This window comes from Bradyrhizobium sp. KZN70725, assembly GCF_055264925.1.
Genome location: NZ_JBUYWT010000038.1, coordinates 1 through 24,061 on the forward strand (window position 1 = coordinate 1; position 24,061 = coordinate 24,061).

Sequence of the window (24,061 nt, forward strand, 5' to 3'; positions counted from 1 at the left end):
CCCAAAAGCTGGCGAGAAGATCTCGAAGACGCAACAAACCCAGGTGGGACGGGCTTTGTCGCATCTTGGGATCGAGCATATCGCAGCCTATTCGCCGCAGGCGCGCGGGCGCTCCGAGCGGGTGTTCGGCACCTTGCAGGACCGGCTGCCGAAGGAGCTGCGGCTTGCCGGGATCACGACGGTTGAGGCTGCCAACGCGTGGCTGAAGGCGCATTACATCCCCGGGCACAACGCCGCGTTTGCGATCAAGCCCGAACAGGAAGGCACGGCATTCGTGGCCGACCGGCATGAGGCCTGGCGCGAGGCGCTGATCGAGGAGCGAACCGTCGCCAACGACAATACCGTTGCATGGAACGGTCGGCGGCTGCAGTTGCCGGAGAGCCGGCTCAGGCCTCACTTCGTCAAGGCTGTGGTGCGGCTCCATGAGTATCCCGATGGCACCGTCAGCGTGTTCCTTGGACCGCATCGATTGGCGAGGTTTGCGCCTGACGGACAGCAGATCAGCCCCGACGCGCTTCAGCCTGGCGGCGTGCTCGGAGCCGTCAAGGACAAGCCCTGGCGGGCGCGCAAGCGCGCGTCCTTGACCGCTCCTGCGCACGCCGCCGTCAAGATCGTGCGGGTCGGGGCGGAGAAACGGGCTTCAAGTCGAACAAAGAAACTGACAAAGTCCCCACCAACAATATCCCTGGCATGACCAAATCGGCCGAGCCGTCCGCGCCTTCCGGCCACGCCGATAATCAACAACGAAGGCGACAGATCACGAGCTACAAAAACACGACATCTTCACCCGCTACGGACAGTAGCCTGGTCGAACGCCAGCCACTGCCGGCTACTTTGCATGGGGTTGTTTTCGATATTTTGGCAACGCGCCTCCCCAGCAAAGGCAGGGCAATCGCAATGGCTCCAGCACCGCTGTTCCCGCGCCGTCATGGCCAGGCTTGTCCCGGCCACCCACGCCTTTTCGCGAAACCAAGACGCGGATGCCTGGCACAAGGCCGGGCATGACGAGTTTGTGGAGCTATCGAGCCGATATGCGATTGCCCTACCCGCAAGCGGGAGAGGTGCAGCCAGCGTGGCGCGAGACCGATCCAGCCTGACTTCATCAGGCTCTGGTGCGGCGTTTCACGCCGCCGGCTTCGCCGCCTGGTCCTCGCTCGCCAGCAGATGCAGCAGCGCGCTCTTGATCGCGGCCTGCCGGGTCGGTGCCGTGATCTGGGCGCCGAGCAGGTCGGTGACGTAGAACACGTCGCGGGCGCGTTCGCCGAAGGTCGCGACATGCGCCGAGGCGATGTTGAGGTTGAGCTTCGAGATCGCGGTGGTGAGCTGGTAGAGCAGGCCGGGCCGGTCGAGGCCGGAGACCTCGATCACGGTGTAGCGGTCGGACCACTGGTTGTTGATAGTCACCTCGGGCTCGACGATGAACGGCCGCGCCTTGCTGCGGACGGTGCGCTTGGCGACCGCCTCGGGCAGCCGCAGCTTGCCTTCCAGCACGTGCTCGATCATCTCGCCAATTCTGGTGGCGCGGCGGCCCTCGTCCTCGTCGCGGTCGTATTCGCGCGAGATCGAGATGGTGTCGAGCGCGCGGCCGTCGGTCGTGGTGTAGATCTGGGCGTCGACGATGTTGGCGCCGGCCGACGCGCAGGCACCTGCGATGATCGACAGCAGCCAGGGATGGTCGGTTGCCAGGATCGTCAGCTCGGTGACGGCGCGGACCTCATCGAAGCCGACATTGATCGCAAGCTTGTGGCCGGCCTGCTCGCTGGCGCGGATGAAGCGGGCCTGGCGGATCTTGCGTGCCAGCTCGACCTTGAGCCAGTAGGCCGGATAATGCCGGCCGATATAGGCGTTGAGCTCCGCCTCCGGCCATTCGGTGAAAGCACGGCGGAATTCGGCTTGTGCCACCGCGATGCGCTGGGCGCGGTTGACCTCGGAGAAGCCGCCGGTCAGCACCGGTTCGGTCTCGTAATACAGCGTGCGCAACAGCTGCGCCTTCCAGCCGTTCCACACGCCCGGTCCGACGCCGCGGATGTCGGCGGTGGTCAGGATCGTGAGCAGCTTCATCTGCTCGACCGACTGCACCACGGCGGCGAAATTCTCGATGGTCTTGCGGTCCGACAGGTCGCGCGATTGCGCCACCGTCGACATCGTCAAATGCTCCTCGATCAGCCACGCCACCAGTTCGGTGTCGGCCGCCGAGAAGCCGAGCCGCGGACACAGCCGCCGCGCCACCTTGGCGCCGGCGATCGAATGGTCTTCCGGCCGGCCCTTGGCGATGTCGTGCAGCAGCGTCGCGATATAGATCACCGGGCGGTGCTCGGGGCGGATCTTGCGGAACAGGTCGCTGGCGACCGTGAACTCCTCGTTGCCGCCGCGTTCGATGTCCTGCAGGTAGCCGATGCAGCGGAGCAGATGCTCGTCCACCGTGTAGTGGTGGTACATGTTGAACTGCATCATCGACACGATCTTGCCGAAGGCGCGGATGAAGTGGCCGAGCACGCCGGTCTCGTTCATCCGCCGCAGCACGATCTCCGCATTGTCGGAGGTCAGGATCTCCATGAACAGGCGGTTGGCTTCATCGTTCTCGCGCAGCTGGGTGTTGATCAGCTTCAGCGAGCGCGTCACCGTGCGCATCGCATCGGGATGGAAGGCGAGGTTGTTCTGCTGCGCAAGGCGGAAGATCCGGATCAGGTTGACCGGATCGTGCTTGAAGACGTCGGGCGCGGCGAGATTGATGCGGTTGTTGTCGACGATGAAGTCGTCGCTGCCGTTAACCCGCCGCCGCTTGGTGCCGGGCCGCAGCCGCGCCACCATCCGGCTCAGCACCGGCGCCGGCTTGTTGTGCTCTTCCTCGAGCTTGGCGCACAGGATCGCGGTGAGGTCGCCGACGTCTTTCGCGATCAGGAAGTAATGCTTCATGAAGCGCTCGACGTCCTGCATGCCGGGATGCGAGGTGTAGCCGAGGCGGACCGCGATTTCGCGCTGCATGTCGAATGACAGCCGTTCCTCGGCGCGTCCGGCGAAGAAGTGCAGATTGCAGCGCACCGACCACAGGAAGTCGGCGCAGCGGCGGAAGGTGCGGTATTCCTGCGCGTCGAACACGCCGCGTTCCAGCAGCTCGTCGGTCTCGCGCACGCGGTAGACGTATTTGGCGATCCAGAACAGCGTGTGCAGGTCGCGCAGGCCGCCCTTGCCGTCCTTGACGTTGGGCTCGACCAGATAGCGCGACTGGCCGGCGCGGCGATGCCGCTCCTCGCGCTCGGCAAGCTTGGCGGTGACGAATTCCGACGCGGTGCCCTGCACCACCTCCTTGTCGAAGCGCTCGACCAGCTCGTCATAAAGCGGCTGGTCGCCGGTCAGGAATCTGGTCTCCAGGATCGCGGTGCGGATCGTCATGTCGCCGCGCGCCTGGCGGATCGATTCATCGACCGAACGCGTGGCATGGCCGACCTTCAGCCCCATGTCCCAGAGGCAATAGAGAATGGCTTCAGCGACCTGTTCGCCCCAGGCGGTCTGCTTGTAGGGCAGGATGAACAACAGATCGATGTCGGACTCCGGCGCCATCAGCCCGCGGCCATAGCCGCCGGTCGCCACCACGGCCATGCGTTCGGCGCCCGAGGGGATCGGCGAGTGATAGAGGTGGCGGGTCGCCGCCGCGTAGAGGATGCGGATGATCTCGTCTTGCACGAAGCAGAGCCGTTCGGCGCAGCGCCGGCCGTGACGGTCCTTGAGCAGCAGCGCCTGCGCCGTGGCGCGCGCAGCGATCAGCTCGGCCTTGAGCAGCTGCGCCATCGCGGCGCGGAACTGGTCCTCGCGGCCGGCATGCCGTTCGGCAAGTGCATTCACCGCCGCGGTGATCCGCTCGGTCTCGAAACGATCATCCGCTTCAGGGCGGGCCTCGGCTACGACGCTGTCCATAGGTTCATCCGATATCGGACGGAGCCGTTGCTGTCACTGACCAAAGTATAACGACAGCAGCTCCATGCTCTCATGGCGGCGCTTCGAGCAAGATCGTTCTCGCGCCATCCCGTAAAGGGTAGAGATTTTCTCGTTGACCGCAAGGCTAACTCATTGAAATAAAAGATTGTTTCTTAAAACTGATCGAGGGGGTCGACGAATGCAAAAATTTTCCCGGCGCACGTTCGCTGCGCTGCTCGCGGTCTCGACCTTGCTGCCCGGCGCGGCGCGCGCCGCCGACGCGCTGAAGGAGATCCGGATCGACTGGGCGACCTACAATCCGGTGTCGATGGTCCTGAAGCAGAAGGGCCTCCTGGAAAAGGAATTCGCCAAGGACGGCATCAGCATCGTCTGGGTGCAGTCGGCCGGCTCCAACAAGGCGCTCGAATTCCTCAACGCCGGTTCGATCGATCTCGGCTCGACCGCGGGTTCGGCGGCGCTGGTCGCGAAGATCAACGGCAACCCGATCAAGTCGATCTATGTCTATTCGCGTCCCGAATGGACCGCACTGGTCACGACCAAGGACTCCAGGATCGCGTCCGTCGCCGACCTCAAGGGCAAGCGCGTCGCGGTGACGCGTGGCACCGATCCGCACATCTTCCTGGTTCGTGCGCTGCTCGGCGCCGGTCTCACCGAAAAGGACATCATGCCGGTGCTGTTGCAGCACGCCGACGGCAAGACCGCGTTGATCCGCGGCGACGTCGACGCCTGGGCCGGTCTCGATCCGATGATGGCGCAGGCGGAGGTCGAGGACGGCGCAAAGCTGTTCTACCGCAAGGCGGAAGCCAACACCTGGGGCATCCTCAATGTGCGCGAGGAGTTCCTGAAGGCGCATCCGGATATCGTCCGCCGCGTGCTCGCGACGTACGAGGAAGCGCGGAAATATTCGCTGGCCAACTATGACGAGCTGAAGAAGACCTTCATCGCCGTCACCAAGCTGCCGGACGCCGTGGTCGACAAGCAGCTCAAGGAGCGCACCGAGCTGACCCACAGCCGGATCGGCAGTGCCCAGCGCGAATCGATCCTCGCCGCCGGCCTCGCCTTGCAGCAGGCGGGCGTGATCGACGCCAAGACCGACGTCAAGGCCGCGCTGGATTCCTTGGTCGACGATCAGGTCCCGCTGCCCACCAACTAACCGCTGTCGTTAAACTAACCTCCGTCGTCAAACTAACCTTCGTCGTCCCGGGCAAGCGAAGCGCGACCCGGGACCCATAACCACAGGGCTCTATTGTTGGACAAGGCTGTGGCCCCAGCTCGCTTGATTACCACGCCCTGTGGTTATGGGCCCCGGCCTTCGCCGGGACGACGTGGATGGAGTTAGGCGCGCTCCGCCTTGCAATCCCGCCGGAAGAATAGTTGTTGCTATGGCCATGACCGTTGACCTGCCCGCGCTGGAACAGACGGCCCCGCCCGGTGCACCTGGGCGGTGGTCACGCTATGCGCGCCCGGTGCTCGGGCTCGTGCTGCCGATTGCGCTGGCGCTGGGCTGGGAACTCGTCGTCTCTCTCGGCTATTCCAACGGCCGCCTGGTGCCGCCTCCGTCAAAGGTGTTCGAGACCATCGTCGAGCTCGCCAAGAGCGGAGAGCTGTCGCGCCATATCCTCGCGACGCTGTGGCGCGTGGGCGCGGGCTTTGCGCTCGGTGTCGTCGCCGGGACCATCATGGGCGCGATCTCCGGCTATTGGGATTGCTCGATCCGACGGTGCAGGCGCTGCGCGCGATCCCCTCGCTCGCCTGGGTGCCGCTGTTCGTGCTCTGGCTCGGCATTTTCGAGACCTCGAAGGTCGCGCTGATTGCGGTCGGCGTGTTCTTTCCGATCTATCTCGGCGTGATGGGCGCAATCCTGTCGGTCGATCGCAAGATCGTCGAGGTCGGGCGCGTGTTCCGCCTCTCCGGACCCGCCATGATCCGCCGCATCCTGTTGCCCGCCGTGCTGCCGGCCTATGTGGTGGCGCTGCGGGTCGGGCTCGGTTTGGGGTGGATGTTCGTGGTCGCGGCCGAATTGATCGGCGCGTCCGAAGGCCTCGGCTATCTGCTGCTCGACGGCCAGCAGCTCGGCAAGCCGGCGCAGATCCTCGCCGCGATCGTGATCTTCGCGATTCTCGGCAAGCTCACCGACTGGCTGATCGAGGTCGCCGCCGCACCGCTGCTGCGCTGGCAGGACGCGTTCGGCGCGCGGGGAGGGCAGTAATGCTGGCGCTCAAAGCAGTCGGCAAGACCTATCCGAACGGCGTCCACGCGCTGGAGCGGTTCTCGGCCGAGATTGCGCCCGGCGAGATCATCGCGATCATCGGCGGCTCCGGTTGCGGCAAGTCGACGCTGCTGCGCGCCATCGCCGGCCTCGATCGCGCCAGCACGGGCAGCGTGACGCTCGACAATGCGGAGATCACCTCGCCGCACGCCAAGATCGGGATCATCTTCCAGGAGCCGCGGCTGCTGCCCTGGCTCAGCGTCGCCGACAATATCGGCTTCGGCCTCGCCGACCTTCCGGCCGACGCGAGGCGCGCGCGCGTCGTGGCGGCGCTCGCCCGCGTCGGCCTTGCCGACAAGGCCGCGGCCTGGCCGCGCGAATTGTCCGGCGGCCAGGCGCAGCGGGTCGCGATAGCCCGCGCGCTGGTGCCGCAGCCCGAAGTGCTGCTGCTCGACGAGCCGTTCTCGGCGCTCGATGCCTTCACGCGGCGCGATCTGCAGGATCATCTGCTCGATCTGTGGGCCGACACGCGGCCGACCCTGATCCTGGTCACCCACGACGTGGACGAGGCCGTGGTGCTCGCCGACCGCGTGCTGGTGATGCGGCCGCGGCCGGGCCGGCTGTTCGAGGAGATTACCATCAACCTGGCGCGGCCGCGCGACCGCAAATCGGAGCTGTTCGACACCTTCAAGCGCCGCGTGCTGACCGCGCTCGACCGCTCGCTCGACCGTTCGGTGCGGGACGTCACCGACAAATCCAGCGCCGGCGAGGCGATGTGGTGGTGACATCCGCTCCTTAAGGCCTTACATCGGCTAGAGCATGATCCGGAAAAGTGTGAAGCGGTTTTCCGAAAAGATCATGCTAAAACAAGAATCTAAAGCGCGATGACGATTTCAGCCTGAGTCTCATCGCGCTTTAAGAAGAATAGCCGGGAGCAGACCCATGGACTCCGCCGAACTCCGCGCAATGCAGGCTCCGATCAAGGAGCGCTACAAGACCGACCCCCAGGCCGCCGTGATCACGCTGAAGGCCAAGGGATCGATCGACAATGAGAGCATCGCCTGCAAGGTCGAGACTGGCCGTGCGCTCGCGATCGCCGGCCTCCACCCCGCTACCGGCGGCTCCGGGCTCGAGCTTTGCTCCGGCGACATGCTGCTGGAAGCGCTGGTCGCCTGCGCCGGCGTCACGCTGAAATCGGTCGCCACCGCGATCGACGTGCCGCTGAAGCCCGGCAATGTCTTCGCCGAGGGCGATCTCGATTTCCGCGGCACGCTCGGCGTCGACAAGGAGACCCCGGTCGGCTTCCGCGAGATCCGCCTCCGCTTCGAGATCGGCACCGACGCGCCGCAGGACAAGCTCGATCTCTTGCTGAAACTCACCGAGCGCTATTGCGTGGTCTATCAGACCATCAAGAACGGCCCGAAGGTTTCGGTCACGATGCAGCGGGTGTAGCCGCTTTCAACGGTGTCGTCCCGGCCTAGTGCGCGATTGCGCATGGAACCGGGACCCATACGCCGTGTCTTCTCGATTCAAGCCCCGCTGCCCGACGGCTTTCGCTCCTCACGAACAGCCGTGGTTATGGATCCCCGGCCTTCGCCGGGACGACGGAACAAATGTCCCCCGAACTCCACTTCGTCCTGATCCTCGTGTTGCGCATGGCGGTTGCGGCCGCATTCGTGGTCAGCGCGTCCATCATCACGGAGCGTTCGGGACCGGTGATCGGCGCGCTGATCGCAACCCTGCCGATCTCGGCCGGGCCGTCCTACACCTTCCTCGCGCTCGACCATGACGCCGCCTTCATCGCCGAGGGGGCGCTGGCGAGCCTGCCGGTCAACGCCGCCACGATCTATATGGGCCTGACCTACGCCGTGCTGGCGCAGCGCTTCAGCATGTGGATCAGCGCGGGCAGCGCGATCGCGGTGTGGCTGGTGCTCGCCACCATCATCCGCCAGTTCGAGTGGTCGCTCGCCGCCGGGCTGATCGTCAACGCCATAACCTTTGCGATCTGCATCCCGCTGCTCCGGCCCTATCGGCACGTCGCGAAAATGCCGCTGATCGCGCGGCGCTGGTACGACATTCCGCTGCGCGCCGCGCTGGTCGCAAGCCTGGTCGGCACCGTGGTCACGGCGTCAGGCTGGGTCGGCCCGCGCGTCACCGGCGTGATGGCGCTGTTTCCGATCGTATTCTCCTCGATGATGCTGATCCTGCATCCGCGCATCGGCGGCCCCGCAACTGCCGCCGTGCTCGCCAACAGCGCCTGGGGCTTGATGGGCTTTGGCCTCGGGGTTGCGGTGCTGCACGTCGCGGTGCTGCAACTCGGCTCGCCAATCGGCCTTCGCTGCGCGCTCGCCACCTGCATCGTCTGGAATCTGGTGCTGTGGCAGATCGGGCGGAGGAAAGTAAAACGTTGACGCCGTCATTCCGGGGCGATGCGAAGCATCGAACCCGGAATCTCGAGATTCCGGGTCTGGTCCTTCGGACCATCCCGGAATGACGACAGCACCTACCCCTTCGGCAGCTTTGCCCTCAACGCATACAGCGCATCCAGCGCCTCGCGCGGCGACATTTCGTCGGGGTGCAGCGCCTTCACCGCCTCGACCAGCAGATCGGCCTCGCTCGGCGGCTTGTCCTCGCTGGCGGCGCGGGAGGGGACGGCGAACAGCGGCAGGTCGTCGACCAAAGCGCGCGCGGTCTGGCCGCGATCTTGCGCCTCGAGTTTGGCCAGCACCGATTTGGCGCGTGTGATCACCGCGGGCGGCAGGCCGGCGAGTTTTGCGACCTGGATGCCGTAGGATCGATCGGCCGAGCCCGGCAGCACCTCGTGCAGGAACACGACGTCGCCCTGCCACTCCTTGACCCGCACCGTGGCGTTGAACATCCGCGGCAGTTTCGCCGAGAGCGCGGTCAACTCGTGATAATGCGTCGCGAACAGCGTGCGGCAGCGGTTGCTCTCATGCAGATGCTCGATCGCGGCCCAGGCGATCGACAACCCGTCGAACGTTGCCGTGCCGCGGCCGATCTCGTCGAGGATCACCAGCGACCGCTCGCTCGCCTGATTCAGGATCACCGCGGTCTCGACCATCTCGACCATGAAGGTCGAGCGTCCGCGCGCCAGGTCGTCGGCGGCGCCGACGCGCGAGAACAGCCGGTCGACGATGCCGAGCCGCGCCCGCGACGCCGGCACGTAAGAGCCGATCTGTGCCAAGAGCGCGATCAGCGCATTCTGGCGCAGGAAGGTCGACTTGCCGGCCATGTTCGGACCGGTGATCAGCCAGAGCTGACCGGATTTCTGGCCCGGCGCCGGCGACAGGTCGCAGGCATTGGCGATAAACGGCTGGCCGTCGCGCTTCAGTGCCTGCTCGACCACCGGATGCCGTCCGCCCTCGATCGCAAAGCCGAGCGAGCCGTCGACATCGGGCCGCACGTAATTGTCGTCGATCGCAAGCTTGGCCAATGACGTCGCGACGTCGAGCATCGCAAAGGCATGCGCGGCGTTGCGCAGATCATCGCTCGCCGCGAGCGCCATCGCGCTCAGGCGTTCGAAGATCTCGAGCTCGAGATTGAGCGCGCGCTCGCCGGCATTGGCGATCTTGGCCTCGGTCTCGCCGAGCTCTGCGGTGGTGAAGCGGACCTGCCCGGCCAGCGTCTGGCGATGGATGAAGGTTGCATTCAGCGGCGGCGCGAACAGCTTGTCGCCGTGCTGCGCGGTGACCTCGACGAAATAGCCGACCACGTTGTTGTGCCGGATCTTCAGCGTCTTGATGCCGGTATCCTCGGCATAACGCGCCTGCATCGCGGCGACGACGAGGCGCGAGGCGTCGCGCAAATTGCGGCTTTCGTCGAGCGCGGCCTCATAACCCTCGCGGACGAAACCGCCGTCGCGCTTGATCAGCGGAAGCTGCTCGGAGAGTGCGCGGGAGAATTCCTGCGCCAGATCGCGCGAGGGACGCTGTAGCGCCGCCATCACGGTCGAAACCTCGGCCGGCGGATTGGAAAGCTGCGCCAGCAGCTCCAGCGCCTGGTCGGCGGCGAGGATGCCGTCGCGCAGGCTGGCGAGATCGCGCGGGCCGCCGCGGCCGACCGAGAGCCGCGCCAGCGCGCGCGACATGTCGGGCGCCGCGCGCAGCACGGTCCTGACGTCCTCGCGCGCCGCGGAATCCGCGACGAAGGCCGAGACGGCATCGAGCCGCCGCGCGATCACGGCAACGTCGGTCAGCGGCGCGGCAAGGCGCTGTGCCAGGAGGCGCGAGCCGGCCGCGGTGACGGTGCAGTCGATCGCATCGAGCAGCGAGCCGCGACGCTCGCCGGCCAGCGTGCGGGTCAGTTCGAGGTTGGCGCGGGTCGCCGGATCGATCGCCATCGTGGTGCCGGCGGCCTCGCGCGCCGGCGGCGACAGCGGCGGACGTTTGCCGACCTGGGTGCGGTCGATATAGGTGACGGCCGCGGCTGCGGCGGTCGCCTCCAGTCGCGACATCGCTGACAGGCCGTCCATGGTCGCGACCGCGAAATAGTCGCAGAGTCGCCGCTCGGCGGTGGCGCTGTCGAACACGTCGCGGGTCAGCGGCGTCACCGACGGCAGTTCGCGCAAGGTCGGCGCCAGCTCGCTGTCGCTGTAGAGCGCATCGGTGACGATGGCCTCGTTCGGATTGATGCGCGCCAGCGTCGCCGCGAGCTCCGCGGTCGCACACTCCGTCACCATGAATTCGGAGGTCGAAATGTCGATCCAGGCAAGGCCAAGACGATCCGCACCGGCCGAGCCGCGGGCGCGCGCGATCGCGATCAAGTAATTGTTGGTGCGGGCGTCGAGCAGGGTGTCTTCGGTCAGCGTGCCCGGCGTCACCAGCCGCACCACGCCGCGGCGGACCACGCTCTTGTTGCCGCGGGCTTTGGCCTCCGCGGGATTTTCCGTCTGCTCGCACACCGCGACACGATGGCCGGCGCCGATCAGGCGATGCAGGTAATCTTCGGAGCGTTCGACCGGAACGCCGCACATCGGGATGTCCATGCCCTGATGCTTGCCGCGCTTGGTCAGCACGATGCCGAGCGTCCGGGAGGCGATCTCCGCATCCTCGAAGAACAGTTCGTAGAAGTCGCCCATCCGGTAGAACAGCAGCAGGCCGGGATGGGCGGCCTTGATTTCCAGATACTGTTCCATCATCGGCGTGACGCGCGACGGCGCCTCGGCGGCAGGAGCGGGCTCGGGCGGAACGGGGATGGGCTGCTGGACTGTCATGAGGGGGCGGAAACTACAAAATTTCGTCGCGCGGTCCTATCCGCGAAGTCGGGGTTTTCCACCCTGTCCACGCGCCAATTATGTCAGCCCTCACGGCAATGCGTGCGGGGCGCGCAGCCGCATCAATTGACCTGCCGCGGGCACGCTCCTAAAACCGATCTCAAGTTCCAGCAGATCCAGCGCCTAAGTCGCGGCATTCAGGGAGAGATTCAATGCGTGATGTGTTCATTTGCGATGCCGTCCGGACCCCGATCGGCCGTTTCGGCGGCTCGCTCGCCAAAGTACGCGCCGACGATCTCGCGGCGGCCCCGATCAAGGCGCTGATGGCCAAGCACCCGACGCTCAATTGGAACGAGGTTGACGAGGTCTATTTCGGCTGCGCCAACCAGGCCGGCGAAGACAACCGCAACGTTGCGCGCATGGCGCTGCTGCTCGCAGGCATGCCAGAGTCGGTTCCCGGCCAGACCCTGAACCGGCTCTGCGCCTCCGGCCTCGATGCAGTCGGCGCTGCGGGCCGCGCCATCCGCGCCGGCGAGATCGATTTCGCGATCGCGGGCGGCGTCGAATCGATGACGCGCGCGCCGTTCGTGATGGGCAAGGCCGCGGAAGCCTTCTCGCGTTCGTCCGAGATCTACGACACCACAATCGGCTGGCGCTTCATCAATCCGCTGATGAAGGCGCAGTACGGCGTCGATGCGATGCCAGAGACCGGCGAGAACGTCGCTGAGGAATTCCAGGTGTCGCGCGCCGATCAGGATGCGATGGCGATCCGCTCGCAGCAGCGTGCGGGCGCGGCGATTGCGTCGGGCTATTTCGCCGAGGAGATCGTTCCGATCCAAGTGCCCGGCGGCAAGGCCGGCCCGATCACCGTCGACAAGGACGAGCATCCGCGTCCGGAGACCACGCTCGAAGGTCTCGCCAAGCTGAAGCCGATCGTGCGCAATCCGGGCACAGTGACCGCGGGCAACGCGTCCGGCGTCAATGACGGCGCCGCCGCGATGATCCTCGCTTCCGAAGCCGCGGTGAAGAAGCACGGCCTGACGCCGCGCGCAAAAATCCTCGGCCTTGCCTCGGCCGCGGTGCCGCCGCGCATCATGGGCATCGGTCCGGTGCCGGCAACGAAGAAGTTGGTCGAACGCCTCGGCATCAAGGTGTCGGACTTCGACCTGATCGAGCTCAACGAGGCCTTCGCCTCGCAGGGTATCGCCTGCCTGCGCCAGCTCGGCGTCAAGGAAGACGCCGATTTCGTCAATCCGCATGGCGGTGCGATCGCGCTCGGCCACCCGCTCGGCATGAGCGGCGCGCGGCTGGTCTTGACCGCCGTGCACGGCATGGAGAAGCGGGGCGGGAAGCTTGCCTTGGCAACTATGTGCGTCGGAGTCGGTCAGGGCGTTGCGGTCGCGATCGAAAAACTTAATTAAGCCAATGGCTTGGAGGGGCTGAAAACAGCCCTTCCCCAAATTGGTTATGCATTATAATGATCTGACGTGAGCTCACCGGGCGCGTGGGCCGCGGAGGAATTCGCCATGACCTTGTTGTACCCGCTGCAATCGCTTGCGGCCCATCCGGCGCGGCTGTCGCCGGACTATCGCTCCACCGTGAAGCGTTCGCCGCAGAAGCCGCTGATCCCGATGCGGCACACGCTCTCGGAGCTGACCGGGCCGGTCTATGGTCATGAGACCGTGCGCGCGCACGACAACGACCTCACCATCCAGGCCAGGGGCGAGCCGCTCGGCGAGCGCATCATCGTGCACGGCTATGTGCTCGACGAGGACGGCCGCGGCGTGCCAAACACCTTGGTCGAGCTGTGGCAGGCCAATGCCTGCGGCCGCTACATTCATGTCGTCGATCAGCACCCGGCGCCGCTCGATCCCAACTTCACGGGTGCCGGCCGCACCCAGAGCGATGCCAAGGGCTATTACAAGTTCATCACCATCAAGCCCGGCGCCTATCCCTGGGGCAATCACCATAACGCCTGGCGGCCCGCGCATATCCACTTCTCGGTGTTCGGCCACGCGTTCGTCTCGCGGCTGGTGACCCAGATGTACTTCCCGGGCGATCCGCTGTTCCCGTTCGATCCGATCTTCAACTCGGTGACGGACGAGAAGGCGCGGGCGCGGATGATCTCGTCGTTCGATCTCGAGAACACCAAGCCGGAATGGGCGCTGTGCTACCGCTTCGATATCGTGCTGCGCGGGCAGAGTGCCACGCCGATGGAGACCAAGTAACGTGTCGAACCCGCGTCCTGATGGAATCACGCCTTCGCAGACCGTCGGCCCCTATTTCAAGTATGGCCTGACGCCGAACGGCGAATATGAATGGAACGACGCTTTTACCAACAACCTTCTGACGCCTGACGTCTCGGGTGAGCGCATCCGCGTCGAGGGCAAGGTCTATGACGGCGACGGCGCCGTGATCCCGGACTGCATGCTGGAGATCTGGCAGGCCGATAGCCAGGGCCGCTTCTCCGATCCGCAGGATGCGCGCGCGCTGCCCAATTCGAGTTTCAAGGGCTTTGGCCGCTGCGGCACCGACAAGAGCGGTGGCTACGCCTTCGACACCATCAAGCCGGGCGTGGTGCCGGATGCCGACGGCAAGCCGCAGGCGCCGCATATCGGGCTCGCGGTGTTCGCGCGCGGCATGCTGCTGCACCTCTACACCCGGATCTATTTCGAAGATGAAGCCGGCAACGCCACAGATTCCACGCTGGCGCTGGTGCCGGCCGATCGACGCGCGACGCTGATCGCCAGGCGCAACGCCGGCGCGGGCAACGTCTACACCTTCGACGTCCATCTGCAGGGCGACAACGAGACGGTGTTTTTCGACGTCTAGCCCGGCCGCTAGCCGCCGCGCCGCAGCTCTTCGGTGGCGCGCCGGAGCACCTCGTGAAGCCATTCGTGCGAAGGCTCGTCCTCGACGCGTTCGTGCCAGAGCAGCCGAACCTCCACGGGCGTCGTGGTGTAAGGCAGTTCATAGGTCGTGATCGCATGTGCCTGCTCGAGTGCACGCGCCAGCGGCCGCGGGACGATCGCAGCCAACTCGGAATCGATCAGCAGTGCGGGCAGGGCAAGGAAGTGCGGCAGCGAGACCGCGATCCGCGGCGGCCGGTCGCTGTCGGACAGCGCCCGTTCGAGCGCGGGGCGATCGTACATCTCCGAACGCCTGGCGAGTCCGCGCTCGGAGATGAAGCCGCCAATCGCGCCTTCCTGCTCACCGCCAAAGGACACCACGACCAACGGCAAGGTCGCGAGCTTTGCCTTGTCGAGCCGGCCAAGCTTGCGCCTTTTGCCGACGATCAGCACATCATTATATTCGAACAGCAGCGCCGTGCGGAAACGGCTCGGCGGCGACGAGAACACGCCGATCGCGACGTCGATGCGGCCGAGGTCGATCTGCTCGGCAAGATCGATCCGCGTCACCGGCTTGATGGTGAGGTCGATCGCAGGAGCTTCCCGGCCCAGGATCTTCAGGAGCGGCGGCGCCAGCACCATCGTCGTGAAGTCGTTGGCGGCCAGCGTGAACGGCTTGGTGGAGGCTGCTGGAGCGAAGGTCGGCAGCTCGACCGCGGCCTCCAGCGATCGCAGCGCCTGGCGAACCTGCGGCGCCATCGTCAACGCGCGCGCGGTCGGCTGCATGCCGGTGGCCGTGCGCACGAACAGGTCGTCATCCAGCATCTCGCGCAGCCGCGCCAGAGAGTGGCTGACAGCGGACTGGCTCAGCGCGACCTTCTGGCTGGCCCGCAGCACGCTGCGCTCCTCCATGACGGCGTCGAATACCTTGAGCAGATTCAGATCCAGGGTCTTGAAGGAAACGGACACGTTGAGAGTCCCCGTCTACGGCAGATCGCTCGCCTCGGCAAAATTCCGCGATCGACGGCAGTTAAGGCCAGGCATCTGGCGGATGCAACCGAGCGGATTCTCCACGAGCGTATAGCCGTGTCGTCACCACCTGCCATCTGAAGCCGGTTCAGGATCACTCTGCAAGACTTTCACTTCCGCAACGCGGCGTTCTGGCCAAGATTGCCGGCGCCGGGTTGGGAGGAGAAAAGCGATGAAGGCCTGGGTGATGTTGGCCCGAAGTGGCGCGCGTAAATCAATCGGACTGGCGTTGATGCTGGTGGCGACGGCGACGTCGGCGATTGCACAGAACGGGCCGGTCAGGCTCGGCGTGCTGACCGACATGTCGTCGCTGTACGCTGACAATGGCGGCCAGGGCTCGGTGGTCGCGGCGCAAATGGCGGTGGACGATTTCAAGGGCAAGGTGCTCGGCCGCCCGATCGAGATCGTTGCCGGCGATCATCAGAACAAGGCGGATATCGGCTCGGCGATTGCCCGGCGCTGGCTGGAGAACGACAACGTCGAAGCCATCCTCGACGTCCCGAATTCCGCGGTCGCACTGGCGGTGCAGGGCATCACGCGCGACAAGAAGAAGCTGTTTCTCGCCACCGGCGCGGCAACGTCCCGGCTGACCGGCGACGAGTGCTCGCCGACCGGCATCCACTGGACTTACGATACCTACGCGCTGTCGCAGGGGGCTACGAAGGCGATTTCGCGCCTCGGCGCCAAGTCCTGGTTCTTTCTTTCGGCCGACTATTCGCTCGGTGCGCAGCTCGAGGCCGACAGCCGCAAGGTGATCGACACGACCGGCGGCAAGGTGGTCGGCGCCGTGAAACACCCGATCAACACTCCCGATTTCTCGTCCTTCCTGCTGCAGGCGCAGGCCTCCAGGGCCGACGTGATCGCGCTCGCCGACGCCGGCGGCGACTTCATCAACGCCGTGAAGCAGGCCGGCGAGTTCGGGGTGACGCGCGGGCAGAAGCTTGCCGGCCTGATCGTCTTCATCGCCGACATTCACAGCCTTGGGCTGCAGAGTGCGCAAGGCCTGATGCTGAGCTCGGCGTTCTACTGGGACCTCAACGACGAGACGCGGGCATGGTCGAAGCGCTTCATCGAGAAGACGAAGAAAGTGCCCACCATGATCCACGCCGGCACCTATGGTGCTGTCATGCACTACCTCAAGGCGGTCGAAGCCGCCGGCACGCTTGATGGGCCGACGGTCGCGGCCAAGATGCGCGAATTGCCGGTCAACGATTTCATGACCCGCAACGGCAGGATCCGTCCCGACGGCCGGCTGGTCCGCGACATGTATCTGTTCCGCGTCAAGTCGCCGGCAGAGTCGAAATACCAGTTCGACTACTACCAGCTGCTGGCCACCATCCCGGGTGAAGAGGCCTTCAGACCGATGGAGGACGGCGGATGCTCGCTCGTGAAGAAGTCGTGATCGACCGGGATGTGGCGTGCGGAGCCGCACGCAATCCAATCGACGAGGTGATCGCCGGCCGGCTGTCGTGCCGCGAGTTCTCCGGCAGTCCGGTCTCCCGATCGACCATCGAGCAGATCCTGCGCGTGGCGCGGTTCGCGCCGAGCGGCGCGAACATCCAGCCCTGGCACGTCTACGTGCTCGCCGGCGTCGCCAAGACCGAGGTGTCGGCTGCGCTGCTGGATGCGTATGAGAACGAGCCGAACGAGCACGTCTCCGAATATCAATACTACGCCAGCGCTTTCCCCGAGCCGTATCTCGGCCGTCGTCAGGAGTTCGGGCGATTGTTCTATGACACGCTCGGGATCGCGCAAAGCGACGCTGAGGCGAGGAGCCGGCAGACCGCAAAGAACTTCATGTTCTTCGGCGCGCCGGTTGGGTTGATCGTCACCATCGATCGGCGTCTCGCGATGGGAAGCTGGCTCGATCTCGGCATGTTCATCCAGAACGTGATGCTGGCGGCGGTCGGACGCGGGCTGCAATCCTGTCCGCAGGAGACCTTCGCCAGATTCCATCGGATCTTGCGTCCGCTGCTGTCGATCCCCGCCGAGCAGATGGTGGCCTGCGGGATCTCGATGGGCCACCCCAGGGAGCGGTCACGCACGCGGCTGATGCCGCGCGCGGAACTGGAGGCATTCGCCTCCTTCAAGGGTTTCGAGGATTAGACAGGAGAAAGTCATGGGAAGCCGGGAACAGCTTATCGAACGCAGCATTCCGTTTCTGCGCGAGGTCAAGGACATGACGCCGAGCGCGGCGATGGAGCGATGGCTCAACGAGACCTATGGAGAGGACAGCGCGCTGTACCAGGATCTGGCCCGCCTGATCAAAATGGGAGTCGAGGAGGGCTGGGCGGCGAACCAGGAGGTGGAAGGTCCGAACTATCGGCGCAGCCGCATCCTCGAGCCGGTCCCCGAGACGTTCCAGTTCAGCATCACCGCGGTCTACATGAACAGCACCGATCCGCGCCGCATCAAGGACGAGGACGATCACGACGTGCTGCGCGGGCAATATCATGGTCACCCCTATGGCGAGCTCAACCTCGTCGTTCCCCTCGACAAGGGCGCGCAGTTGAAGGGGCTGCAGGGCTGGCAGGGACCGGGCTGGACCGCGCCGGATCCCGGCAGCCTGCACTATCCGGAGGTCAGGGGCGGCGCGGTCATCGCGCTATTTTATCTGCCGGCCGGGCGCATCTCCTACGATTTCAAGGCGCCGGCCTGACGTTGGGCGCCGGCGGCAATCCGGTCCGGAGAATACGCATGACATTGATCTATCCGGTCGCTTCGAACAGCGTCCATCCGGCGCGCCTGTCGCCGGCGTACCGCAGCGCGATCAAGCGCGTACCCTCAAAGCCGCTGATCCCGATGCGGCACACGCTCTCGGAGCTGACCGGGCCGGTCTATGGTCATGAGACCGTGCGCGCGCACGACAACGACCTCACCATCCAGGCCAGGGGCGAGCCGCTCGGCGAGCGCATCATCGTGCACGGCTATGTGCTCGACGAGGACGGCCGCGGCGTGCCAAACACCTTGGTCGAGCTGTGGCAGGCCAATGCCTGCGGCCGCTACATTCATGTCGTCGATCAGCACCCGGCGCCGCTCGATCCCAACTTCACGGGTGCCGGCCGCACCCAGAGCGATGCCAAGGGCTATTACAAGTTCATCACCATCAAGCCCGGCGCCTATCCCTGGGGCAATCACCATAACGCCTGGCGGCCCGCGCATATCCACTTCTCGGTGTTCGGCCACGCGTTCGTCTCGCGGCTGGTGACCCAGATGTACTTCCCGGGCGATCCGCTGTTCCCGTTCGATCCGATCTTCAACTCGGTGACGGACGAGAAGGCGCGGGCGCGGATGATCTCGTCGTTCGATCTCGAGAACACCAAGCCGGAATGGGCGCTGTGCTACCGCTTCGATATCGTGCTGCGCGGGCAGAGTGCCACGCCGATGGAGACCAAGTAACGTGTCGAACCCGCGTCCTGATGGAATCACGCCTTCGCAGACCGTCGGCCCCTATTTCAAGTATGGCCTGACGCCGAACGGCGAATATGAATGGAACGACGCTTTTACCAACAACCTTCTGACGCCTGACGTCTCGGGTGAGCGCATCCGCGTCGAGGGCAAGGTCTATGACGGCGACGGCGCCGTGATCCCGGACTGCATGCTGGAGATCTGGCAGGCCGATAGCCAGGGCCGCTTCTCCGATCCGCAGGATGCGCGCGCGCTGCCCAATTCGAGTTTCAAGGGCTTTGGCCGCTGCGGCACCGACAAGAGCGGTGGCTACGCCTTCGACACCATCAAGCCGGGCGTGGTGCCGGATGCCGACGGCAAGCCGCAGGCGCCGCATATCGGGCTCGCGGTGTTCGCGCGCGGCATGCTGCTGCACCTCTACACCCGGATCTATTTCGAAGATGAAGCCGGCAACGCCACAGATTCCACGCTGGCGCTGGTGCCGGCCGATCGACGCGCGACGCTGATCGCCAGGCGCAAGGCCGGCGCGGGCAGCGTCTACACCTTCGACATCCATCTGCAGGGCGACAACGAGACCGTGTTCTTCGACGTCTAGCTGCGCGCCGCCAGCGGCGCGCCAATCCAACTTTGGGGGACGGCCGAAAAATCCGCTGCGCGCGTTCGCCGCAGCGGATTTGGCTTGAACATGCGGCATCGGTTACATAATAAGGTTATTATATAACCGATGAGAGATAAAGCATGGCCAACCTCGACGCCGCCTTTTCCGCGCTCGCCGACCCGACCCGCCGGGCGATCCTGGCGCGCCTCGCGCTGGGCGAGGCGACTGTGATGGAGCTAGTCGAGCCGTTTGACATGACCCAGCCCGCGATCTCCCGCCATCTCAAGGTGCTCGAGGGCGCCGGCCTGATCGTGCGGCGGATCGAGGGCACCAAGCGACCGTGCCGGCTGGCGCCATCAGCGGTTACCGAGATCGATCAATGGCTCGGCATGCTGCGCCGTGCGCTGGAAACCAATTACGACCGGCTGGACGGTGTGCTGGCCACAATGAAGCCTGAGCAGTGAAGGGTATCCCCATGAGCAAGTTGACGCTGAAGACCGAAGGCGACCGCTATGTCGTCGTGACCAGGCGCTTCGTCGCGCCGCCGGAGGCGGTGTATCGGGCGCATACCGAGCCGGAGCTGTTGCAGAAATGGCTGCTCGGTCCCGACGGCTGGACCATGCCGGTCTGCATCAGCGAGGCGAAGCCCGGCGGCAGGATCCGCTACGAATGGACCGACGGGAAGGGCGGCGGCTTTCATTTGACCGGCGAATATCTCGCGCTCGAACCGTTCAGCCGCATCGTGCATGTCGAGCGCATGCATCTGCCGGATCCGACGCCGGACAATCATGTCGAGACGCGCTTTGCGCCCGACGGCGACGGCACCTTGATGACGATGCGGATGACCTTGCCGGATGCCGAAACGCGCGCAGCGATGCTCGCGACCGGCATGGAGCACGGCATGGAAGACAGCTATGCTCGGCTCGACCGCATGAGCTGAACGCGACTGACGTGAGGGACAATGCGCGACCGTTTCCTGACGGGGCTGATTGGCTATCCGATCGCGCATTCGGCGGCGCCTGCGATGCACGAAGCGGCCGCAGCAGCGCTCGGCGTTCGCGTCCACTACCAGCTCATCGAGGTCAACGGCGCCGGCCGCGACGAGCTGCGCGCGATGCTCGACGGCATCCGGCGGCTCGGCTTTGCCGGCGTCAATGTCACCTTTCCCTACAAGGAGGCGGTAGTCGAGCTGCTCGACGATCTCGCACCCGATGCGCGTGCGATCGGCGCGGTCAACACCATCGTCGTCGATCGCACGCGGCTGGTCGGACACAACACCGACGCGACCGGCTTTGCGCGCGCAATCGCGCCGCTGCTTGCGTCAGCGCCGCGCGGCCCGATCGCGCTGATCGGTACCGGCGGCGTCGGCAAGGCAATCGCCTTCGCGCTCGCCATCCTCGGCGTTGGTGAGCTCCGCATCTTCGATGCCGATGCCGCGAAGGTCGCGCGGCTGGCCGGTCAGTTGGCCGGCCGTCATGCGGTTCGTGGTGTCGCCGGCGTCGAGGGCGCGGTCGATGGCGCGACCGGCGTCGTCAACGCAACGCCGGTCGGCATGCTGCCGAGCCGCGACAGTCCTGTGCCGGACGGCTTGTTGCATCCGTCGATGTGGGTCGCCGACGCCGTCTACACGCCGCTGTGGACGCCGCTGCTGTTGGCGGCCAAGGCCAAGGGCGCCAAAGTTCTGACCGGGCGCGATCTTGCGATCTACGCAGCAGCGGACGCGTTCGAATTGTTCACGACAATGATGCCTTCGACGGATGTCATGGCAAATGCGTTCGACGCGGTGATGGCCGCACGCTACTCTGCGCCCGCCTGAGGGGCGGAGACAAAATGACAAAAATCAGGATCGGGCTGGCCGGCTGCGGCTTCGTGTCGGAGCTGCATATGGTTGCCTACCGGCGCGTCTATGGCGTCGACGTCGAGGTGAGGGCGGTCGCGGCGCGCGGCGATCATGTCAATGCGTTCGCCCGCAAGCACGCAATCCCGAACGCCTATCGCAGCTTCGCCGAGCTGATCGCCGACCGCGAGCTTGACGTGATCGACATTTGCACGCCGCCGAACCTTCACGCCGCGATGATCGTCGAGGCAATGCAGGCCGGCAAGCACGTGATCTGCGAGAAGCCGTTCAGCGGCTATTTCGGCCGCGACGGCGACAAGGCGCCGATCGGCAGGCATGTGCCGAAAGCGCTGATGTACCAGCGGGTGATGGAGGAGATGGAGGTGACCCGCGCCGCGATCGAGCGAAGCGGACAACTCTTCATGTATGCGGAGGACTGGATCTACGCACCGGCGGTGACCAAGACCGCGGAGATCATCCGCGCGACAGGCGACAAGATCCTGTTCATGAAGGGCGAGGAGAGCCATTCCGGCTCGCATGCGGCGCATGCCGCCGAGTGGGCGATGACCGGCGGCGGCTCGCTGATCCGGATGGGCTGTCATCCCCTGTCGGCGGTGCTCTATCTCAAGCAGGTCGAGGCCAAAGCGCGCGGCGAGACCATCACGGTCGCCAGCGTCACCTGCGACGTCGGCAATGTCACCGCCGGCCTTAAATCCGAGGAGCGCGCCTACATCAAGGCCAATCCTGTCGATGTCGAGGATTGGGGCACGCTGACCGCAACCTTCTCCGACGGCACCAAGGCAACGGTGTTCTCCGGCGACATGATCATGGGCGGCGTGCGCAATTTGATCGAGACCTATACGAGCGGCGGCTCACTGTTTGCCAACATCACCCCGAACACGCATCTGACCAGCTACCAGACGAGCGAGGAGAAGCTCGCCTCGGTCTACATCACCGAAAAGGTCGATCGCAAAACTGGCTGGCAATATGTCTGCCTCGAGGAGGAATGGACCCGCGGCTACCTGCAGGAGATCCAGGATTTCATGGAATGCGTCGCGACCGGGCGGCAGCCCCTCGCGGACCTCGCGCTGGCGTATGAGACGACCAGGGTAAATTACGCCGGCTACTGGGCGGCGGATGAGGGCAGGCGGGTGGTGTTGTAACGGCGCGGGAGGAGCAGCGTGATTGCTCTCGTCCCATAGTGCGTATGTCGGGCCGTCCATCCTTCGAGGCTCGCTCCGCTCGCACCTCAGGATGACGGAGTCGAGAGCAGCATGTGAGTCTGGTACGTCGTCGCACTCCTTTTGGTTACCCTGCGGCTGCTCTTCCCTTCTCCCCTTGTGGGAGAAGGTGGCGCGCACAGCGCGCCGGATGAGAGGTTGTCACCGCGTCATTCGCTCGAGCGGCGAGGCGACATCTCACCTCACCTCGCCCCGCTTGCGGGGAGAGGTCGGATTGCATCGCCAGATGCAATCCGGGTGAGGGGGTACAGGTCTCATCGCGATCGCATTCGCGGAGAGAAGCCCCTCACCCCAACCCTCTCCCCGCAACAGCGGGGCGAGGGAGCGCAGCCCCGATGCGGCGGCAGTCTCGCCTCGTCGCCACGCTACGCCGCGTAGACCGATCCCTTCGGCAGCGGGAATACCGGATCCTGCGTGCGGATATTGGTCGGCCACACCACGGTGATGCGCTCGCCGGCGTTCTGCATCACGACCGGCGTCGAGCGCTCGTTCTGGCCGGACAGCGGCGTGCCCGGCGGATAGAACTTCACGCCATAGCCCTGGATGGTGCCCCCTGCGGGGATGTCGACGTCGAGCGCCGCCTTGCGGATCGCCTCGGGATCGAAGCCGCCGTACTTCTCCTTGGCGACCGGCAGCACATTGTTGAGCAGGATCCAGGTCTGGTTGAAGCCCATCGAGCAGTGCGGCGGCACTTCGGTCGCATTGGTCTTCTCGCGGTAGCGCGCGACCATGGTCTTGGTGAGGTCGCCGATTCCCGGCGCGAGCTTGGCGGGATCGAGCAGCTGCGCCGGCACCGGATCGATGTTGCAGAAATTGTCGATGTCGGCGCCGAAGGTCGCGCGCAGCTTGTCGAGCTGGCTGTAGCCTGCGCCGGCGCCGAACAGCATCTTGAACTTCAGCCCGCTCTCGCGTGCCTGGCGCAGGAACAGCGTGATGTCGGGATTGTAGCCGGCATGCGAGATCACGTCGGCCTTGGCGCGCTTCAGCTTGGTGACCAGCACCGAGAGATCGGGCGCGGAGGCGGAATAGCCCTCCTTCAGCGCGACCTGGAGCCCGACCTCCTTGGCGAAGGCTTCGTCCGCGGCGGCGACGCCGACGCCATAGGGTCCGTCCTCATGGATCAGCGCCACCTTAACGTCCTTCGGCTCCATGCCGAGCTTGGCCTTGGCGTGCTCGTTGATGAAGCTCGCGAAGGCCTGGCCGTACTGGTCGGAATGGATCTGCGCGCGGAATACGTATTGCAGGTTCTTGTCCTTGAACACGGCGGTCGAGACTGCGGTCGTGATCCACAGGATCCGCTTCTGCTGCTCGACCTTGGCGGCGAGCGGCACCGCGTGGGAGCTTGCGAACACGCCGTTGAGGATGTCGACCTTCTCCTGGTCGATCAGGCGATTGGCCTCGTTGATCGCGACATCAGGCTTGCTCTGGGAATCGACGTTGACCGGCGCGATCTTGTACTTGCCACCGATGCCGCCCTTCTCGTTGACGAGGTCGATCGCGATCTGGGTGCCGATCGAGGAGGCGACCGAGCCGCCGGCGGCGAACGGGCCGGTCAGGTCGTAGATCACACCGATCCGGACCGTCTCGGCCTGCGCCTGCGCCCGTGTCCAATCCAAGCTGAAAGCAGCGGCGGCAGCCGCTGAAGTCTTCAGCAGCGTCCTGCGTGAAGTCGGCATCGCGTCCTCCCCTGAAACCGTCAGTTGTATGACGGGTCTGTTTGT

21 protein-coding genes and 1 pseudogene are annotated in these 24,061 nt (G+C 65.3%); 18 read left to right on the top strand and 4 right to left on the bottom strand.

Annotated features, from left to right (window positions below; all coding sequences use genetic code 11):
• The coding region (locus ACZBJS_RS28960) for a transposase family protein (protein WP_463439604.1) at positions 1 to 694 on the top strand (694 nt) is incomplete at its 5' end.
• Between the two features lie 428 nt (positions 695 to 1,122).
• Here the strand turns inward: ACZBJS_RS28960 and ACZBJS_RS28965 are convergent.
• Positions 1,123 to 3,915: a [protein-PII] uridylyltransferase gene (locus tag ACZBJS_RS28965; protein ID WP_253588290.1), complete on the bottom strand. Its 2,793-nt coding sequence runs from the start codon at positions 3,913 to 3,915 to the stop codon at positions 1,123 to 1,125.
• A 199-nt stretch (positions 3,916 to 4,114) separates the two neighbouring features.
• On the opposite strand from ACZBJS_RS28965, the gene ACZBJS_RS28970 reads away from it, so the two are divergent.
• The 5 genes and pseudogenes from ACZBJS_RS28970 to ACZBJS_RS28990 all read left to right on the top strand — a co-directional run bounded on the left by ACZBJS_RS28970 (position 4,115) and on the right by ACZBJS_RS28990 (position 8,556).
• On the top strand, positions 4,115 to 5,089 hold the full coding sequence (locus ACZBJS_RS28970; protein WP_463439605.1) for an aliphatic sulfonate ABC transporter substrate-binding protein: 975 nt from the start codon (positions 4,115 to 4,117) through the stop codon (positions 5,087 to 5,089).
• 229 nt (positions 5,090 to 5,318) lie between these two features.
• A pseudogene (locus tag ACZBJS_RS28975) lies at positions 5,319 to 6,145 on the top strand (ABC transporter permease).
• Positions 6,145 to 6,930, top strand: coding sequence for an ABC transporter ATP-binding protein (locus ACZBJS_RS28980; protein ID WP_463439606.1), 786 nt, complete (start codon positions 6,145 to 6,147; stop codon positions 6,928 to 6,930). The pseudogene ACZBJS_RS28975 and the gene ACZBJS_RS28980 overlap by 1 nt, the downstream one beginning before the upstream one ends.
• Positions 6,931 to 7,087: 157 nt before the next feature.
• Positions 7,088 to 7,597, top strand: coding sequence for an OsmC family protein (locus tag ACZBJS_RS28985; protein WP_076824652.1), 510 nt, complete (start codon positions 7,088 to 7,090; stop codon positions 7,595 to 7,597).
• 161 nt (positions 7,598 to 7,758) lie between these two features.
• Positions 7,759 to 8,556 carry a hypothetical protein gene (locus tag ACZBJS_RS28990; RefSeq protein WP_463439607.1) on the top strand — a complete coding sequence of 266 codons (798 nt, stop codon included), beginning with the start codon at positions 7,759 to 7,761 and terminating at the stop codon, positions 8,554 to 8,556.
• Positions 8,557 to 8,648: 92 nt separating this feature from the next.
• Here the strand turns inward: ACZBJS_RS28990 and mutS are convergent, their stop codons facing one another.
• Entirely contained in the window at positions 8,649 to 11,378 is a 2,730-nt protein-coding gene (gene mutS, locus ACZBJS_RS28995) for a DNA mismatch repair protein MutS (protein WP_463439608.1), read from the bottom strand.
• A gap of 212 nt (positions 11,379 to 11,590) precedes the next feature.
• Here mutS and pcaF point away from each other — a divergent pair, with 212 nt between their 5' ends.
• The 3 genes from pcaF to pcaG (ACZBJS_RS29010) all read left to right on the top strand — a co-directional run bounded on the left by pcaF (position 11,591) and on the right by pcaG (ACZBJS_RS29010) (position 14,210).
• A complete protein-coding gene (gene pcaF / locus ACZBJS_RS29000) occupies positions 11,591 to 12,799 on the top strand; it encodes a 3-oxoadipyl-CoA thiolase (protein WP_028337987.1) in 1,209 nt (402 codons plus the stop codon).
• A gap of 105 nt (positions 12,800 to 12,904) precedes the next feature.
• Complete coding sequence (pcaH, locus tag ACZBJS_RS29005; RefSeq protein WP_463439609.1) at positions 12,905 to 13,606, top strand: protocatechuate 3,4-dioxygenase subunit beta; 702 nt, start codon at positions 12,905 to 12,907, stop codon at positions 13,604 to 13,606.
• Between the two features lies 1 nt (position 13,607).
• Positions 13,608 to 14,210 (top strand): protocatechuate 3,4-dioxygenase subunit alpha, encoded by a 603-nt coding sequence (gene pcaG / locus ACZBJS_RS29010; RefSeq protein WP_253638113.1) that lies wholly within the window; start codon positions 13,608 to 13,610, stop codon positions 14,208 to 14,210.
• Between the two features lie 8 nt (positions 14,211 to 14,218).
• Here pcaG (ACZBJS_RS29010) and ACZBJS_RS29015 read toward each other — a convergent pair whose 3' ends face one another.
• Entirely contained in the window at positions 14,219 to 15,196 is a 978-nt protein-coding gene (locus tag ACZBJS_RS29015; protein ID WP_076824662.1) for a LysR family transcriptional regulator, read from the bottom strand.
• A gap of 232 nt (positions 15,197 to 15,428) precedes the next feature.
• On the opposite strand from ACZBJS_RS29015, the gene ACZBJS_RS29020 reads away from it, so the two are divergent.
• The 9 genes from ACZBJS_RS29020 (at position 15,429) to ACZBJS_RS29060 (ending at position 22,262) form a co-directional block, all read left to right on the top strand.
• Entirely contained in the window at positions 15,429 to 16,658 is a 1,230-nt protein-coding gene (locus tag ACZBJS_RS29020; protein ID WP_083714869.1) for an ABC transporter substrate-binding protein, read from the top strand.
• Positions 16,634 to 17,362 carry a nitroreductase gene (locus ACZBJS_RS29025; RefSeq protein WP_316399457.1) on the top strand — a complete coding sequence of 243 codons (729 nt, stop codon included), beginning with the start codon at positions 16,634 to 16,636 and terminating at the stop codon, positions 17,360 to 17,362. Before ACZBJS_RS29020 ends, ACZBJS_RS29025 begins: the two co-directional genes overlap by 25 nt.
• A gap of 13 nt (positions 17,363 to 17,375) precedes the next feature.
• On the top strand, positions 17,376 to 17,915 hold the full coding sequence (locus ACZBJS_RS29030; RefSeq protein WP_168858248.1) for a 4-hydroxylaminobenzoate lyase: 540 nt from the start codon (positions 17,376 to 17,378) through the stop codon (positions 17,913 to 17,915).
• 38 nt (positions 17,916 to 17,953) lie between these two features.
• Positions 17,954 to 18,655, top strand: coding sequence for a protocatechuate 3,4-dioxygenase subunit beta (gene pcaH, locus ACZBJS_RS29035; protein WP_463439610.1), 702 nt, complete (start codon positions 17,954 to 17,956; stop codon positions 18,653 to 18,655).
• A gap of 1 nt (position 18,656) precedes the next feature.
• On the top strand, positions 18,657 to 19,259 hold the full coding sequence (pcaG, locus tag ACZBJS_RS29040; protein ID WP_463439611.1) for a protocatechuate 3,4-dioxygenase subunit alpha: 603 nt from the start codon (positions 18,657 to 18,659) through the stop codon (positions 19,257 to 19,259).
• Between the two features lie 143 nt (positions 19,260 to 19,402).
• Positions 19,403 to 19,726 carry an ArsR/SmtB family transcription factor gene (locus ACZBJS_RS29045; RefSeq protein ID WP_057015449.1) on the top strand — a complete coding sequence of 108 codons (324 nt, stop codon included), beginning with the start codon at positions 19,403 to 19,405 and terminating at the stop codon, positions 19,724 to 19,726.
• An 11-nt stretch (positions 19,727 to 19,737) separates the two neighbouring features.
• Positions 19,738 to 20,202, top strand: coding sequence for an SRPBCC domain-containing protein (locus ACZBJS_RS29050; RefSeq protein WP_028344907.1), 465 nt, complete (start codon positions 19,738 to 19,740; stop codon positions 20,200 to 20,202).
• Between the two features lie 21 nt (positions 20,203 to 20,223).
• Positions 20,224 to 21,078, top strand: coding sequence for a shikimate dehydrogenase (locus ACZBJS_RS29055; RefSeq protein WP_316398845.1), 855 nt, complete (start codon positions 20,224 to 20,226; stop codon positions 21,076 to 21,078).
• 14 nt (positions 21,079 to 21,092) lie between these two features.
• Positions 21,093 to 22,262 (top strand): Gfo/Idh/MocA family protein, encoded by a 1,170-nt coding sequence (locus ACZBJS_RS29060; RefSeq protein ID WP_057015446.1) that lies wholly within the window; start codon positions 21,093 to 21,095, stop codon positions 22,260 to 22,262.
• A gap of 443 nt (positions 22,263 to 22,705) precedes the next feature.
• On the opposite strand, the gene ACZBJS_RS29065 is transcribed toward ACZBJS_RS29060, so the two are convergent.
• Positions 22,706 to 24,016 carry an ABC transporter substrate-binding protein gene (locus ACZBJS_RS29065; protein ID WP_057016785.1) on the bottom strand — a complete coding sequence of 437 codons (1,311 nt, stop codon included), beginning with the start codon at positions 24,014 to 24,016 and terminating at the stop codon, positions 22,706 to 22,708.
• Between the last annotated feature and the right edge of the window lie 45 nt (positions 24,017 to 24,061).

Coding starts and splice junctions, on each gene's coding strand:
- ACZBJS_RS28970 (WP_463439605.1), top strand. CDS start 4,115: ATGCAAAAATTTTCCCGGCGCACGTTCGCTGCGCTGCTCGCGGTCTCG.
- pcaH (WP_463439609.1), top strand. CDS start 12,905: ATGACCTTGTTGTACCCGCTGCAATCGCTTGCGGCCCATCCGGCGCGG.
- ACZBJS_RS29055 (WP_316398845.1), top strand. CDS start 20,224: ATGCGCGACCGTTTCCTGACGGGGCTGATTGGCTATCCGATCGCGCAT.
- pcaF (WP_028337987.1), top strand. CDS start 11,591: ATGCGTGATGTGTTCATTTGCGATGCCGTCCGGACCCCGATCGGCCGT.
- ACZBJS_RS29025 (WP_316399457.1), top strand. CDS start 16,634: ATGCTCGCTCGTGAAGAAGTCGTGATCGACCGGGATGTGGCGTGCGGA.
- ACZBJS_RS29030 (WP_168858248.1), top strand. CDS start 17,376: ATGGGAAGCCGGGAACAGCTTATCGAACGCAGCATTCCGTTTCTGCGC.
- ACZBJS_RS28980 (WP_463439606.1), top strand. CDS start 6,145: ATGCTGGCGCTCAAAGCAGTCGGCAAGACCTATCCGAACGGCGTCCAC.
- ACZBJS_RS28990 (WP_463439607.1), top strand. CDS start 7,759: ATGTCCCCCGAACTCCACTTCGTCCTGATCCTCGTGTTGCGCATGGCG.
- ACZBJS_RS28985 (WP_076824652.1), top strand. CDS start 7,088: ATGGACTCCGCCGAACTCCGCGCAATGCAGGCTCCGATCAAGGAGCGC.
- ACZBJS_RS29065 (WP_057016785.1), bottom strand. CDS start 24,016: ATGCCGACTTCACGCAGGACGCTGCTGAAGACTTCAGCGGCTGCCGCC.
- ACZBJS_RS29060 (WP_057015446.1), top strand. CDS start 21,093: ATGACAAAAATCAGGATCGGGCTGGCCGGCTGCGGCTTCGTGTCGGAG.
- ACZBJS_RS29045 (WP_057015449.1), top strand. CDS start 19,403: ATGGCCAACCTCGACGCCGCCTTTTCCGCGCTCGCCGACCCGACCCGC.
- ACZBJS_RS29050 (WP_028344907.1), top strand. CDS start 19,738: ATGAGCAAGTTGACGCTGAAGACCGAAGGCGACCGCTATGTCGTCGTG.
- ACZBJS_RS28965 (WP_253588290.1), bottom strand. CDS start 3,915: ATGGACAGCGTCGTAGCCGAGGCCCGCCCTGAAGCGGATGATCGTTTC.
- ACZBJS_RS29020 (WP_083714869.1), top strand. CDS start 15,429: ATGAAGGCCTGGGTGATGTTGGCCCGAAGTGGCGCGCGTAAATCAATC.
- pcaH (WP_463439610.1), top strand. CDS start 17,954: ATGACATTGATCTATCCGGTCGCTTCGAACAGCGTCCATCCGGCGCGC.
- mutS (WP_463439608.1), bottom strand. CDS start 11,378: ATGACAGTCCAGCAGCCCATCCCCGTTCCGCCCGAGCCCGCTCCTGCC.